The sequence below is a fragment of the Streptomyces sp. cg35 genome (assembly GCF_050410835.1).
Classification (GTDB): domain Bacteria; phylum Actinomycetota; class Actinomycetes; order Streptomycetales; family Streptomycetaceae; genus Streptomyces.
On the sequence record NZ_CP191268.1, the window covers coordinates 3,389,338 to 3,403,979 of the forward strand.

Genomic DNA, 14,642 nt, shown 5'->3' on the forward strand with positions numbered 1-14,642 from the left:
GGGAAGTCCGGTCGCCGGTGCCCCGGCGGCTGTGCCATACTCCCGTTCCCCCCACATGTATGTTCACCTGCATTTTTTTGTTCCCGTGGGGGGAATTGCCCGATGGGCTCCACTCTGCGCGCCGTGCGCGCTCTCGTTCTGCTGCTCGGTTTCTATCTGGTCGGCTTCGTGCTGCTCGGTCTGCTCGGCGCGCTCGACTGGTCGATCATCTCCGGTGGTCACGGCGGCGGCGCCCTCAAACTGGTCTTCCTCAGCGTCGTCGTCGCGATCCCGGTCGTGCAGGGCATGTTCGCCGTGCGCAGCCCGAAGTTCGAGCCGCCGGCCGACGGTCTGCGCGTCGACGAGCGGCAGGAGCCCCGGCTGTGGGCCGTGGTGCGCGATCTCGCCGAGCGGGCCGGCACCCGGGCCCCGGACGAGATCTATCTGGTGCCCGAGGTGAACGCCGCCGTCCACGAGGAGTCGCGCCTGCTGGGCCTGCGCTCCGGGCGTCGCGTGCTGCGGATCGGCGCCCCGCTGCTCAGCGGCCTCGACGAGGCGCAGCTGATCGGTGTGCTGGCCCACGAGTTCGGCCACTACTCCAACGCCGACACCCGGCTCGGCGCGATCAACCGGCGCGGCTTCGAGCAGATCTCCCGCACCGTCTCCACGCTCCTGGAGCGCTCCGCCGCCAAGCGGTCCCAGGAGCGCGAGAAGGCGGAGGCGAAGGAGGCCCGGCGAGTCGCGAAGGGCAAGGCGGCACGCGAGGTCGACACCGGCTACGCGGGCGTCACTTACCGCATCGCCGCCAAGCCCTTCATCTGGTACGGGACGTTCTACGTGCGGGCCATGCGGGGCACCATGCGCCGCCAGGAGTACGCCGCCGACCTCACGGCCGCCCGGATCGCGGGCCGGGACGCGACGGCGTCGGCGCTGCGCGAGATCCCGGCCCTGAGCGCCGCGTTCGACTTCTACTTCGACTCGTACGCGACGCTCGGCACCGGCGCGGGGCTGCTGCCGCCGCAGGGCGAGGTGTTCGGCGGTCTGCGTCATCTGCTGGCCGCCCGCTCGGGTGAACTCGACGAGATGCGCGCCGAGTTGCCGCAGGAGGAGCGCTCCGCCTACGACACGCACCCGCCGATGGCCGACCGCGTGGCCCGTATCGAGCAGCTCCCCGACGACGGGCGCCGGTCGCGGGCGGCGGGCCCCGCGCTCGGTCTCCTCGCCGATCCGGCGGCCATGTTCGCGGCCCTGGAGCAGGCCGCCCTGTCCCCCGCCGCGCTCGGCCTGCGCCGCAGCGCGGACTGGACGCAGCTCGTGCACGAGTCGATGACCACGTACGTCGACAGGTCGGCGGAGCCGTTGCGGCAGGCGGCGCGTGAGGTGACCGGCGGCGACGGCTCGTTGGAGTCGGTCCTCTCGGCCATCGACGCGGGCGGGATGTGGCAGGTCGCCGACCGGCTGCCCAAGTCGCAGGAGGCGGCGGCCGCGACGGGCCGCGCGGCGCGCGAGTTCGCCCGGCCCCGGCTGCGCCGCCTGCTCTCCGACCTGACGGCCGTCGACCTGATCGCGCGCGGCGCGGCGCACTTCGAGCTGTCCTGGTCGGGCCCGGCGACGCTGCGGCTGTCCGGCGCCGACCAGGAGTGGCTGACGCGGGCGCTGGACGCGGCGGTGGCGGACGTGCCGGACACGGCGGTCCTGCGGCAGCTCCTCGCCCCGGCGGCGTGAGCCCCGGACAGCCCTCAGCCACCCACCTTCTTCAGAACTTCCGGGAGAGCAGGACCAAGTGAACCGCATCGCCCTGATCGTGGCCGTCGTCGCCGCCGTGATCGTCATCGTCCGTACCGTCGGGATCCGGCGCCGGCACCACCGGGACGTCGGCAGGTTCTCCGACGCCCAGATCGCCGAGGCGGGGGCCCGGCTCGGCCTGGTGCCCGTCGCACAGGTCGACGGCGAGCGGGCGACCGCCCCCGACCCGGCGGCCGAGCACGTCACGTCGGCTCTCGGCGCGGGGAACTGGGAGTCCGGCGCGCAGTACCTGGAGGGCGCGGGCACGGACTGGCAGGAGCGCGACCGGCGCTCCGTCCTGCTCGCCGAGGAGGCCGTGAAGGACGACGCGTGGCTGACCGCGTGGCGCGCGGCGCGGCCGCGGGACCCGGGCGCGGCGCTGGTCCACGCCCGTTCCCTGGTCTATCTGGCCTGGGAGATCCGCGGCAGCGCGCAGGCGAGGAGCACGACGCGCGAGCAGTTCGACGGCTTCCACCGGGTGCTCGCGCAGGCGAAGGAGGCGTTCGGCGCGGCGCAGGACGCGGCCGGCGACGACCCGTGCCCGTTCGTCGCGGAGCTGCCGCTGGCGATGGGCCTCGGCTACCCGCACGAGGCGTTCGCCGCGATCTGGGCCGAGATCGAGAAGCGGGACCCGTACCACCTGGCCGCGCACCGTTCCGCGCTGCAGTACTGGTGCGCGAAGTGGCGGGGCTCGCACGAGGAGGCGGAGGCGTTCGGCAGGGCGGCCGCGGCGAAGGGCGCCCCCGGTCAGCTCCTGTCCACGATCGTCCTCGACGCCTACTTCGAGTACGAGATCGCGCACGACGACCTCAACCCCGGCGAGTACTACCGGCGCCCGGAGATCGTCGCGGCGACGGACGCGGCCCTCGCCGACGTGGCGGCGGCACACGCCGCGAACCCCCACGACCCGGCCGTCGCTCCGGCCCGCCACCTGCTCGGCAGCTTCCTGTACTGGCAGAACCGCTACGAGGAGGCCCTGGCCCAGTTCCGCCTCGCCGACGGCTACGCGGGCACGACCCCGTGGTCGTACTACGGGGATCCGGCGACGCGGTACGTGAAGGTGCGGGACTATTGCGCGGCGCAGGTGGCGCGGGCCGGCACCGGGTCCTGAGGGGCCGAGGCGGCCACGGGCCTGCCGGCCGTTTCCCGGCGGTGTGGAAGCGGGAGCGCGGCGTGCACACCGATCAGGCCTCCCGGAAGCGGGAGCTGAAGCAGGCACCCGCCGGGTGCAGTGGGACCCCGAGCGCGATCTGCGGCTGGCGCCGTTGCCGTACCGGTCGTTGCAGGTACGGCGCGGGGACCCGCCGCTCGCCCATCCGTCCAGCTCGGCGCACGCGCACCGCTGGGCGCGCTGTCACACGGCAGGCGCCACATCCGGACGGCTCGACGCCTCGCGCATCGCCCCCGCCGTCCGCCCCGCGTCGTAGTCGCCCGGCACGCCCTCCAGGAAGACCAGCTCGCCGGGGATGTGGGCGGTGCGCAGCGGGAGGATCTCCTGGTAGGCGGGGGACGCGTACCAGGCGTGGGCCTGCGGGAGATCGGGGAACTCGACGATGACCAGGTCTCCGAGGCTGCGTCCCTCCAGCCATTCGCCCTGCTTGCCGTGCGACAGGAAGCGGCCGCCGTAGGGCTCGAAGGTGGACTGGACCCGCTCGATGTACTCCAGGACGTCGGGGTGCACCGGGGGCGTGGGACGCAGCACTGCGATGGCGTAGGCGGTCATGAGCGAGCCCTCCTCGGGTTCCGGTGGATACGGGTTCGATCCTGTCGGAGCCCGGGGAGGGCGTCGATTACTCGCGGGGTAAGGCGCTCAGATGGTCGCCGCGTCGATCACGAAGCGGTAGCGCACGTCGGAGGCGAGGACCCGCTCGTACGCCTCGTTGATCTGGCTCGCCTCGATCAGTTCGATCTCGGCGCCCAGGCCGTGCTCGGCGCAGAAGTCGAGCATTTCCTGGGTCTCGGCGATGCCGCCGATCATCGAACCGGCGAGGGTCTTGTTCCCGCCGATGAGGGAGAACAGATTGAGGGCGATGGGCTCCTCGGGGGCGCCGACGTTCACCAGGGCGCCGCCCGTCTTCAGCAGGCTCAGGTACGCGCCGAAGTCGAGGGGCGCGGAGACCGTGGAGAGGATCACGTCGAACGTGCCCGCCAGGTCCTTGAAGGTCTGCTCGTCGCTGGTCGCGTAGTAGTGGTCGGCGCCCAGCTTCAGGCCGTCGTCCTTCTTGCGCAGCGACTGGGACAGGACCGTCACCTCCGCGCCGAGGGCGTGCGCGATCTTGACGGCCATGTGGCCGAGGCCGCCGAGACCGACCACGGCGACCTTCTTGCCGGGGCCGGCGCCCCAGTGCTTCAGCGGGGAGTACGTGGTGATGCCGGCGCAGAGCAGCGGCGCGGCCACGTCGAGGGAGAGGCCGTCGGGGATGCGGACGGTGAAGGCCTCGTCGACGACGACCTTCTGGGAGTAGCCGCCGTAGGTGGGCTCGCCGTCCTTGCCGACGGCGTTGTACGTGCCGACGTTCCCGCGGACGCAGTGCTGCTCCTGCCCGGCCAGGCAGGGCTCGCACGCGCGGCAGGAGTCGACCATGCAGCCGACGCCGACGCGGTCGCCGACCTTGAACTTGGTGACGCCGGGGCCGACCTCGGAGACGACACCGGCGATCTCGTGCCCGGGGACCATCGGGAAGATGGCCTCGCCCCAGCCCTCACGGGCCTGGTGGATGTCGGAGTGGCAGATTCCGGCGAATTCGATGTCGATCAGTACGTCGTGCTCGCCGACCGTGCGGCGCTCGATGGTGGTGCGCTCCAGCGGAGCCTTGGCGCTGGGCGCGGCGTATGCGGCAACAGTCGTGGTCATGGTGTCCAGCGTGCCGGACACGAGCCTGTTCACCCAGGTCACCGCTTTGCGTACGTCCAGTGGTCCTACTACTGACGGGGTCAGGCTCAGGGGCGTACGACCGGGAATACTTGAGTGCATGGACCACAACCCCGCTCCCGACAGCCTCGACCAGCGGGCCGAGCTCAGCGAGTTCCTGCGCACCCGGCGGGCCCGGCTCAAGCCGGAGGACGTGGGGATCGCCTCGATGGGGCGGCACCGGCGGGTGCCGGGGCTGCGGCGCGAGGAGCTGGCGCAGCTGGCCGGGGTCTCGGTGGCGTACTACACCCGTCTGGAGCAGGGCAACGGGCGCAATGTGTCGGCGGAGGTGCTGGACGCCATCGCGCGCGCCCTGCGGCTGAGCGATGCCGAGCAGGCGCATCTGACCCGGCTGGCCAAGCCGAAGCAGCAGCGCCGCAGGGCGCGGCCGCCCCGGCGGCAGACGGTGCGGCCGGGGCTGCGGCAGCTGCTCGACTCGTTGGAGGGCGTGCCCGCGTACGTGGCCGGGGCGCGCTCCGAGATCCTCGCGTGGAACCGGATGGCGGCGGCGCTGTTCGGCGACTGGGGCGCGCTGCCGCCGGCGGAGCGGAACTGGGCGCGGCTCACGTTCCTCGACCCGGGCTACCGGGACCTGTTCCGCGACTGGGACTCCAAGGCGTCGGACATGGTCAGCTATCTGCGGCTGTACGCGGGCCAGCACCCGGACGACCCGGACCTGTCGGCGCTGGTGGGTGAACTCTCCGTCAAGAGTGAGGAGTTCAGGCGGCTGTGGGCCACCCACGACGTGAAGGAGAAGGGCCACGGCGTGAAGCGGATGCGGCATCCGCTGGTCGGCGAGCTGACCCTGTCGTACGAGACGCTGCACCTGCCGGACGACGACGAGCAGTATCTGTGCGTGTACCACGCGGAGCCGGGCTCCCCGGCCGCGGAGGCGCTGCGCCTGCTGGCGAGCTGGGGCACGGACGCGGTGCCCCAGGACACCGGGACGCCCCGCCCCTGACGCCGCCCCCGGTACCTGTCACGGCTGGTACGGCGGCGCCGCGCCCCAGTGCCAGCGCGGCACCGGCTGCTCGGCCGGGCGGCTCGCGTCCGGGCCGGAGAAGGTGACGGCGAGCCGGGTGCCCCACTCGACGTAGGCGCTGAACGCGGAGCGGAACTCGGCGTCCGCGGGCAGGTCCGCCTCGTCCGCCGCGTCGTGGATGAGGTTGACCCAGCGGCGGCGCTGCCGCTCCGTGATGCCCTTGCCGATGTGCTTGGCGACCATGTGGCTGTGTCCGCCGTGCTGTTCCGTGTAGGCGGCCGGACCGCCGAAGACCTCGCCGAGCCAGAGCGCGACGTGTTCGGCGTGCTCGGCCGGCAGGCCGGCGAAGAGCGGGCCGAGCAGGTCGTCCCTTCGCACCTTGGCGTAGAAGACGGACGTGAGCCGGTCGAACGCCTCGGCGCCGCCCGCCCAGGCGAAGAGGGTGGGCTCGGCGGCGCCCCGGCCGCGCACCGAGGTCGGTGTGTAGTGGCGCATCTCGTCGATGTCGCCCACGTACGGGCGGATCTCGGCGAGGAAGTCCGGGAACAGCTCCGACGTCCGGAAGCCTTCGACGTGGTCCTTGGCCGACGTCCACACGATGCGCAGCACGAAGTGCTCGAAGTCCTCCTCGCAGCGCGTGAGTTCGTAGGTGACGCAGTACGGTGACGCGGCGAGCTGCCGGGCGGCGCGCGTGTAGGCGGCGAGGAACGCGGCCGAGCGGTCCTCGGCGATGCGGTACCGGATGTATTCGACCGTGCGAGTCGTCATGGCAGCCAGAAGAACACGGGCGGCCCGCCCCGGCCATGGACCGGGGCGGGCCGCTCGCGATATCAGCGCTGGGCGTAACGCCCTCGCGCGTCAACTACTGCCTCTTCGCGCCTACTTGCCGTAGTAGGCGTTGTAGACCGAGATCGTCGACAGGTTGCCCTTCTTGTCGGTGATCTTGGCGTGGAAGGAGACCGCCTTGTCCTTGGCGGGATTCCTGACGGAGATCTTCCCGTTCTTGACGGTCACCTTCTTCCAGGTCTGTCCGTAGTCGTAGGAGACGTACACGGAAAGGGACTTGAGGTTGCCGCCCGCGGCCGCACCCTGCACCGTGACCGGGACGGACTGGGTCTTTCCGGCGGGCACCCTGCTGTCCAGGCCGACGGCCGCGGCGAAGCGGATGCCGGAGGCCGGGAGCTTGGTGAGGTCCGCCGTCTTCTTCGAGCGGAACGACCAGCTGGCGTTGACCTTGGTGGTGGTCCCCACCTTCGCGCTGCGCTTGACCGAGGTCGTCAGCTTGTACGCGGCGTCGCCCGACGGGACCTTGAACTCCTCGTACCCGAAGAGCGGGTCGTCGTTCGTGGCGATCTTCGTGCCGTTGCGGTAGAGCGACGTCACGACCGAGGAGAACGTGGAGGAACCCGCGTGCGTCTTGCCGTCGGCGAACAGCGGCAGCGAGCCGTAGACGGCGTTCCCGTCGCGGAACAGGCCGTACTCGCCGCCGATCCGGGGCCCGAACACGGCGGTGTTGAACGTCTTCGTGTAGCTGCTGCCCGCCTTGAACGTCTGCGGGGCGCCCAGCGTGTAGAAGGACTCCTCGATCGGGAAGCCCTCCGCGTCCTTGCCCGCGTACTGCACGAAGTCCAGGCCCCACTGGATCCCGTTCCCGGTCGACAGGTGCAGCGTGCGCGTGGCGGGCAGCTTCTGCTCCACGGGCACACCGAAGACGGCGTCGCCGGGGAGCACTCCGGTGACGCCGAGCGCACCGGTCTTGCCGGGCGCCGGAGCGCCCAACTCGTTCTTCACCGTGGCGAGTTCGGACGCCTTGAAGTGCTTGACCTTGGCGCCCTGGAGCTGCGGGACCTTGGCGCTGGTCGCGACGTCGTACTCGGTGCCGTTCGCCTTGGTCCACTGTCCGAACCAGTTCTGCGTGAGGCCGCCGGGCACGTCGCCGCCGAGCGGGGCCACGCGGATGTCGGCGAACGAGCCGAGCATCACGGAGAGTCCGGTCATGGCCGGGTCGTAGGAGTAGTCGACCATCGCGCTCAGCGGCACGGCCGCGGCGTCCGGCACCGTGATGTCGGCCGCCTTGGCCGTCCGGGCGTCCAGCGTCAGCGACAGGTTCTTGGTGACGCTGAGCTTCGGCTGCACGATCCAGTCGACACCGCCCTCGAACTTCTCCAGGTCCTTCGCCAGCAGTCCGTCCAGGAGGTAGGTGCCCTTGGGCATGCGCAGGGTCACCGCGCCGGAGTCGCTGGGCGGCGCGGAGAACACCGCGTCCTTGCCGAGACCCTCGTACCCGAACAGGTCGGTGAGATAGGTCGACTGGGGCTTTCCGTCCCGCCCGAGGTGCTTCAGCGTCACGTCGTACGACTCGATCTCGCGCTGCACGGCGGCGCCCGTGCGCACCGACTGGCCGCCGCCCGTCGCCGTCACGTACGCGGAGTACGCGCCGTCGAGCGTGCCGCCGAGCCGGGTGTTCGCGGTCAGGTCGACGGAGGCGGTGCCGCCGGCCGGCACGGTGACCTTCGGGGCGCCGAGGGTGAAGAAGCCCGCGGGGGCGGCCTGCCCCTTGGGGCCGGTGGCGGACACCGCGAGGTCGAGGGTGACGTCCGCGGTGCCGGTGTTCTTGTACGTGACCTTCTTGGTGAGCGCCGGGTCGTCGGTGTGCGGCCACTGCGCGACACCGAAGCCCACCGAGGCGTCCTGGGCGAACACGCTCTGCTTGATGGCCCGGTCGACCTGGATGCGGCCGCTGCCCTGCTGGAACGGGGTGAGCCCGGCGGTGCCCTTGGCCGACCCGACGAGCGCGCTCTTCAGCTCCTGGTACGTCCAGTCCGGGTGCTCCTGCTTGAGGATCGCGGCGGCACCGGCGACGTGCGGCGTCGCCATCGACGTACCGGAGATCGTGAGATACCCGGCGGGCTTCTCGCCGACCTCCTTGGCGATGACGCTGCCGGGAGCGGCGGCGGCCGTGATGTCGACGCCCGGCGCCGTCACGTCCGGCTTGATCGCGCCGTCACCGACGCGCGGCCCGGTGGACGAGAAGTCGGCCAGCTTGTCCTTGTCGTCGACGGCGCCGACGGTGAGCGCGGCGTCCGCGCTGCCGGGCGAGCCGATGGACTGCGGCCCCGCGTTGCCGGCGGCGATGGCGAAGAGGATGCCCTTCTGCTCCGAGAGCTTGTTGACCTCGGCCTCCAGCGGGTCGATCTCCGGGGTGTCGCCGCCGCCGAGGCTGAGGTTGACGACGTCGGCGCCCTGCGCCGCGGCCCACTCCATGCCCGCGAGGATGCCGGAGTCCTCGCCGAACCCGTCGTCGTCGAGGACCTTGCCGCTGATCAGCTTGGCGCCGGGGGCGACACCCTTGTACGTCCCGCCCGACTTGGCGCCCGTGCCGGCCGCGATGGACGCGACGTGGGTGCCGTGCCCGAAGTGGTCGGTCGCGTCGGCGGCGGCGGTGAAGTTCCTCGCCTCGAGGACCTGGTCCTTGAGGTCGGGGTGGGTCGCGTCGACACCCGTGTCCAGGACGGCGATCTTCACGCCCTTGCCGTCGTACCCGGCGGCCCACGCCGTGGGGGCGCCGATCTGCGGCACGGACTTGTCGAGGCTCGCCCGGCGCACGCCGTCGAGCCAGATGCGGCTGACGCCGGAGGCGGCGGCGCCCTTGCCGTTCGTCACCGCGTCCCACAGCTTGCCCGCGTCGTCCTGGGGCGTGCTGACCGCGTCGGCGTTGAGCGTCGTCAGGCGGTGCCGGACGGTGGTGTCACCGGCGTCGCGCACCTCGGCCCGGGCGGCCGTCGCCGCTCCCCGGTAGCCGACGATGACCTTGAGGCTGCCGCGCCGCGCCTCGGTGTACGCGGGCTTGGACAGTTCGGTGACGTCGAACAGCCGCCGGTCGAGCCGGCCGTCGGCGATCAGCCGCCGCGCGTCGGCCGGCACGACGTACGTGTGCCCGCCGGTCCTGCGGGTCTGCACGGGTATGCGCTCCCGCCCCTCGGCCCGCTGCAGCCCGACCGGCTTGCCCTTCGCGTCGAGCGCGACGCGGTCGCCGGTGATGAGCGTGACGTGTGTCCTGGGCTTCAGGTCCTGGCCGGGGCGCGCCGCGGCGGACGCGGGCGCCGCGGCCGACGGGACGGTCAGCCCGGCGGCCAGCGCGACGGCGGCGGCCGCTGCGACGAGAGCCGCGCCGCGACGTGTACGGGAATGTCCCTGTCTGTGCAACTTTCCCCCTGGTGAAGGTGGTTCACCGACGGAGGACCGCGATCGGCCCCCCTGCGTAGAGAGCACACAGGGGGGCCACAGGTTGCATCGGAACGCGAATCCGTCAGCGGGCGGGGCTGTTCTCGGTCACGGTGATGCGGCCCTTGCGGATCGTCGCGAGGCGCGGGGCCTTCTTCGCGATCGCCGAGTCGTGGGTGACCATGATGAACGTCAGCCCGTGCTCCTTCCACTGCGCTTCGAGTACGTCCATGATCTCGTCGCGCATGGACTCGTCGAGGTTGCCGGTCGGCTCGTCGGCGAGGAGCACCTTCGGGTTCTTCACCAGCGCCCGCGCGATGGCGACGCGCTGCTGCTGGCCGCCCGACATCTCCGAGGGCAGATGCGCGAGCCGCTCCCCCAGACCCACCGACTTCAGCGCCTCGGCGGCCCGCTCCCGCCGGTCGCCGCCCTTGAGGCCGAGCGGCACGAGCGCCGTCTCCACGTTCTCCTGCGCGGTCAGCGTCGGGATCAGGTTGAAGGACTGGAACACGAACCCGATGGACTCGGCGCGGACCTTGGTGAGCCGGGCCTCGGGCAGCTTCGCCAGATCGGTGCCGTCGAGCTCGACGCTGCCCGCGGTGGGCCGGTCGAGACCGCCGAGCATCTGCAGCAGCGTCGACTTGCCGCCGCCCGTGGGGCCCTGGATGACGAGCCGGTCGCCGTCGCCGATGGTCAGGTCGATACCGGCCAGCGCGTCGACGGTGTCTTTGGCGCGCCGGTACTGCTTGGTGACGCCTCTGAGCTGATACATGGTGCAACTCCTGCGGTACGAAAGGGGGTTGGATGCCCGTGCAGGGCTGCTGCTACTCGACGCGGCGCAGCGCGTCGGCCGGGCGCAGTCGCGAGGCCCGCCAGCCGCCGAACGCGCCGGCGATCAGGCCGCCCGCGACGGCGAGGCCGACCGCGAGGGCGATGGTGGCGGCGGAGACCGGGGCGCTGAGCGCGATGTCGAGGGTCTTGCCGCCGCCGGCCTGGCGCATCATGCCGCCGCCGAAGCCGCCGCCCCCGCCGGGACCGCCGCCCATGCCTGCGCCGCCGCCCGCGCTGTTGCCGAGCTGGGCGGAGAGGGTGGGGCTGATGGCGGTGACGGCGTAGGCGCCCGCGAGGCCGACGGCGATGCCGAGGACGCCGCCGATGAGCCCGTTGACGACGGCCTCGCCGATGACCTGACGGGTGACCCGGCCCGACTTCCAGCCGAGCGCCTTGAGCGTGCCGAACTCCCGCACACGGCGCGAGACGGCCGACGAGGTGAGCAGACCGGCGACGAGGAAAGCGGCCACGAGCACCGCGATCGACAGCCACTTGCCGACGTTCGAGGCGAGGTCGGAGGCGGTGGACAGGGACCCGGAGACGGTGTCCGCGAGGTCGGCCGACGTGGTGACCGTCGTGCCCGAGATGTTCTTCTGGATGGTCGACTTGACGGCGTCGATCTGCTGCGAGTCCGTCGCCTTGACGTACACCGTCGTCACCTTGTTCTTGGTGTCGGCGAGCGTCTGGGCCTGCTTCAGCGGGAGGTACAGATTGGCGGCGGCGTCCCCGCTGTCGGGCGTCGCGATGCCGATGACCTTGTACTTCGTGCCCTTGACGGTGACGTTGTCGTCGAGGGCGAGCTTCTTCTCCTTGGCGTAGGAGGCGTCGGCGACGACGACCTTGGCGTCCGTCTCGGACGTCTTGAAGGTCCGCCCCTCGGTGATCTTCGAGGAGGTCAGCGGGCCGAGGTCCTGCTTGGTGACGTCGGTGCCGAACACGGAGTAGGAGTTGACGTCGAAGTCGGCGCCGCCGCCCTCGACCCGGCCCTGCGGCTGGCCGCTGCCGCCGCCGGGGCCGCCGCGCTGGGCGCCGCCGCTCTGCGGGTCCTGCTTGAACTGGCCGCGGGTGAACTGGCCGCTGACCTTCATCACCTGCAGGCTCAGACCGCCCACGGTGTCGTCGACGCCCTTCTGCCGCGCGACCTTCGTGACGGTGGAGGAGGCGAGGGTCTGGAACCCCTGCACCATCACCCGGTCCGTGCTCTGCTCCTTGTCGGCGTCGTCGGCGTCGCTGTCCTTGGCGTCGAAGTTGAAGCGCGGGCGGCCGGTCTCGCCCTCCTTCGGCGCGGCGGCGGCCTTGGTGACGGTCATGTCCGTGCCCAGGCCGTACAGGGACTGCAGGACCTTGTCCTGTGCCTGGCTCATGCCGGAGGAGACGGAGTTGACCACGATGACGAGCGCGATCCCGAGTGCGAGCCCGGAGGCGACGACGAGCGCCGCTTTTCTGCGGCGGCGCAACTCACGCCTGAGGTAGGTGAAGAACATCGAAGCCTCGCCGATGAACGGCCCCGGCACGGGGCGCTGACAGGAATCAGCGGGAGCAGCGGCGATCTGTGTCGCTGCGGCTCCCGCTGCGGCGAAACCGTATGGGGACGCTGTAAGGGTTCCGTGAGGCCAGGATGAGAACGGGATGAGACCCGTCGGGCCGTCAGGCGGCCGCCTTCTCCGTCACGGTGATGCGGCCCTTGCGGATCGTGGCGAGGCGCGGGGCCTTCTTCGCGATCGCCGAGTCGTGGGTGACCATGATGAACGTCAGCCCGTGCTCCTTCCACTGCGCTTCGAGTACGTCCATGATCTCGTCGCGCATGGACTCGTCGAGGTTGCCGGTCGGCTCGTCGGCGAGGAGCACCTTCGGGTTCTTCACCAGCGCCCGCGCGATGGCGACGCGCTGCTGCTGGCCGCCCGACATCTCCGAGGGCAGATGCGCGAGCCGCTCCCCCAGACCCACCGACTTCAGCGCCTCGGCGGCCCGCTCCCGCCGGTCGCCGCCCTTCAGGCCGAGCGGCACGAGCGCCGTCTCCACGTTCTCCTGCGCGGTCAGCGTCGGGATCAGGTTGAAGGACTGGAAGATGATGCCGATCTTCTCGCTGCGCACCCGGGTCAGCCTGGTCTCGGACAGGGTCGCGAGGTCGACGCCGTCGAGTTCGACGCTGCCCACGGTGGGCCGGTCGAGGCCGCCGAGCATCTGCAGCAGCGTCGACTTGCCGCCGCCGGTGGGACCTTGGATGACGAGGCGGCCGCCGTCCGCCACGGTCAGGTCGACGCCGCGCAGGGCGTCGACGGTGTCCTTGCCGCGCCGGTACTGCTTGGTCACGCCGCGCAGTTCGTACATGGGTAACTCCTGTTCGGAAAGGGGCGGTCGGGCTATTCGACGCGGCGCAGCGCGTCCGCCGGGCGCAGTCGCGAGGCCCGCCAGCCGCCGTACGCCCCGGCGATCAGCCCGCCCCCGATGGCGAGCAGCGCGGCGAGCGCGATGGTGGAGAGGCTGACCGGCGCGGACAGGGCGACGTCGACGGTGCGCGCGGCGCTCCGGCCGCCGCCGCCGGGTCCGCCGCCCATGCCGCCACCGCCGGGTCCGCCGCTCATCTGGCCGCCTGAGCTGCCGAGTTGGGCGGTGAGGGTCGGGCTGAACGCCGTGACGGCGTACGCGGCGACGAGGCCGAGCGCGATGCCGAGGACACCGCCGATGAGGCCGTTGACGAACGCCTCACCGGCGACCTGCCGGGTCACGCGCCCCGACTTCCAGCCGAGCGCCTTGAGCGTGCCGAACTCCCGCACGCGGCGCGAGACGGCCGACGACGTGAGCAGCGCGGCGACCAGGACGGCCGCGGCGAGCACGACCACGGACAACCACTTGCCGACGCCGGCCGCCAGGTCGGAGGCGGTGGACAGGGAGCCGGACACCGAGTCGGCGAGGTCCGAGGAGGTGGTGACCGTGGTCCCCGGGATGTTCTTCTGGATGGCCGCCTTGACGCTGTCGATCTGCTTCGAGTCGGTCGCCTGGACGTAGATCGTGGAGACCTTGTTCTTGGCGTCGGCGAGCGTCTGCGCCTGCTTCAGCGGCAGATAGACGTCGCCGGTCGAGTCGCTGCTGCTCGCCTGCGCGATGCCCACGACCTCGTACTTCACCTTGTTGACGGTGAGGGTGTCGCCGACGGCCTTGGAGTTCTCCTTGGCGTACGACGTCGACAGGACCGCCACCTTGGCGTTCGCCTCGGATGACTTGAAGGTGCGTCCCTTGGTGATCTCCATGGTGGAGAGCGGGCCGAGGCCCTGGTGCGCGACGTCGATGCCGTACACGGAGTACGAGTTGACGTCGAAGTTCGCGCCGCCGCCCTGCACACCGCCCTGACCGCCTGCGCCGCCCGTGCCGCCGGGCCGGCCGCTCCCGGCGGACCCGGAGCCCGAGTCGCCGGTGGTGGCCTTGCCCTGGGTGAAGGAACCGGAGACCTTCATGACGCTGAGCTGGAGCGCGCCGGTCGCGGAGCCGACGCCCTGCCGGCCGGCGACGTCGGCGATCAGCGACGACTTGAGGGTCTGGCCGCCGGCCGTCATGACGCGGTCGGTGGACTGCTCCTTGTCGCTGTCCTCGCTGTTGGCGTCGAACGTGAAGTTCGGCCGGTCGCCCTGGCCGCTCTTCGACGGCGCCTCGGCGGCCTTGGTGACGGTCATGTCGGTGCCCAGGCCGTAGAGGGATGCGAGGACCTTGCTCTGGGCCTGCTTCATCCCGGCCGAGACCGAGGTGACCGTGATGACCAGCGCGATGCCGAGCGCGAGCCCGGAGGCGACGACGAGGGCGGCCTTCCGGCGCCGTCTCCATTCACGCCTGAGGTAGGTGAGGAACATGACGCGGACAGTAGGGACACTGCTTGGCACTGAGCTGTGTGCTGCATGCGGTCTTCATAAGTGCCGGGCGCCGACGCCGTGAGCC

11 protein-coding genes are annotated in these 14,642 nt (G+C 71.6%); 3 read left to right on the forward strand and 8 right to left on the reverse strand.

Annotated features, from left to right (window positions below; all coding sequences use genetic code 11):
• Nucleotides 1–123 precede the first annotated feature (123 nt).
• Nucleotides 124–1,704 (forward strand): M48 family metalloprotease, encoded by a 1,581-nt coding sequence (locus ACQUQD_RS15440; protein ID WP_428952652.1) that lies wholly within the window; start codon nucleotides 124–126, stop codon nucleotides 1,702–1,704.
• A gap of 58 nt (nucleotides 1,705–1,762) precedes the next feature.
• On the forward strand, nucleotides 1,763–2,875 hold the full coding sequence (locus ACQUQD_RS15445; RefSeq protein ID WP_428952653.1) for a hypothetical protein: 1,113 nt from the start codon (nucleotides 1,763–1,765) through the stop codon (nucleotides 2,873–2,875).
• Nucleotides 2,876–3,118: 243 nt separating this feature from the next.
• Here the strand turns inward: ACQUQD_RS15445 and ACQUQD_RS15450 are convergent, their stop codons facing one another.
• The gene (locus tag ACQUQD_RS15450) at nucleotides 3,119–3,487 is read right to left on the reverse strand and encodes a DUF1330 domain-containing protein (protein ID WP_428952654.1); all 369 of its coding nucleotides are present in this window, start codon (nucleotides 3,485–3,487) and stop codon (nucleotides 3,119–3,121) included.
• Between the two features lie 87 nt (nucleotides 3,488–3,574).
• Complete coding sequence (locus ACQUQD_RS15455) at nucleotides 3,575–4,618, reverse strand: NAD(P)-dependent alcohol dehydrogenase (RefSeq protein ID WP_428952655.1); 1,044 nt, start codon at nucleotides 4,616–4,618, stop codon at nucleotides 3,575–3,577.
• A gap of 118 nt (nucleotides 4,619–4,736) precedes the next feature.
• On the opposite strand from ACQUQD_RS15455, the gene ACQUQD_RS15460 reads away from it, so the two are divergent.
• The gene (locus tag ACQUQD_RS15460) at nucleotides 4,737–5,636 is read left to right on the forward strand and encodes a helix-turn-helix domain-containing protein (protein ID WP_428952656.1); all 900 of its coding nucleotides are present in this window, start codon (nucleotides 4,737–4,739) and stop codon (nucleotides 5,634–5,636) included.
• Nucleotides 5,637–5,654: 18 nt separating this feature from the next.
• Here ACQUQD_RS15460 and ACQUQD_RS15465 read toward each other — a convergent pair whose 3' ends face one another.
• The 6 genes from ACQUQD_RS15465 to ACQUQD_RS15490 all read right to left on the reverse strand — a co-directional run bounded on the left by ACQUQD_RS15465 (nucleotide 5,655) and on the right by ACQUQD_RS15490 (nucleotide 14,557).
• Nucleotides 5,655–6,425 (reverse strand): group II truncated hemoglobin, encoded by a 771-nt coding sequence (locus tag ACQUQD_RS15465; RefSeq protein WP_428952657.1) that lies wholly within the window; start codon nucleotides 6,423–6,425, stop codon nucleotides 5,655–5,657.
• 111 nt (nucleotides 6,426–6,536) lie between these two features.
• Nucleotides 6,537–9,863: a S8 family peptidase gene (locus ACQUQD_RS15470; protein ID WP_428952658.1), complete on the reverse strand. Its 3,327-nt coding sequence runs from the start codon at nucleotides 9,861–9,863 to the stop codon at nucleotides 6,537–6,539.
• Between the two features lie 103 nt (nucleotides 9,864–9,966).
• Nucleotides 9,967–10,653, reverse strand: coding sequence for an ABC transporter ATP-binding protein (locus ACQUQD_RS15475; RefSeq protein WP_428952659.1), 687 nt, complete (start codon nucleotides 10,651–10,653; stop codon nucleotides 9,967–9,969).
• Nucleotides 10,654–10,705: 52 nt separating this feature from the next.
• Nucleotides 10,706–12,196: an ABC transporter permease gene (locus ACQUQD_RS15480; RefSeq protein WP_428952660.1), complete on the reverse strand. Its 1,491-nt coding sequence runs from the start codon at nucleotides 12,194–12,196 to the stop codon at nucleotides 10,706–10,708.
• Nucleotides 12,197–12,359: 163 nt separating this feature from the next.
• Nucleotides 12,360–13,043, reverse strand: a complete 684-nt coding sequence (locus tag ACQUQD_RS15485) for an ABC transporter ATP-binding protein (RefSeq protein ID WP_428952661.1) — start codon at nucleotides 13,041–13,043, stop codon at nucleotides 12,360–12,362.
• 32 nt (nucleotides 13,044–13,075) lie between these two features.
• Nucleotides 13,076–14,557: an ABC transporter permease gene (locus ACQUQD_RS15490; RefSeq protein ID WP_428952662.1), complete on the reverse strand. Its 1,482-nt coding sequence runs from the start codon at nucleotides 14,555–14,557 to the stop codon at nucleotides 13,076–13,078.
• Between the last annotated feature and the right edge of the window lie 85 nt (nucleotides 14,558–14,642).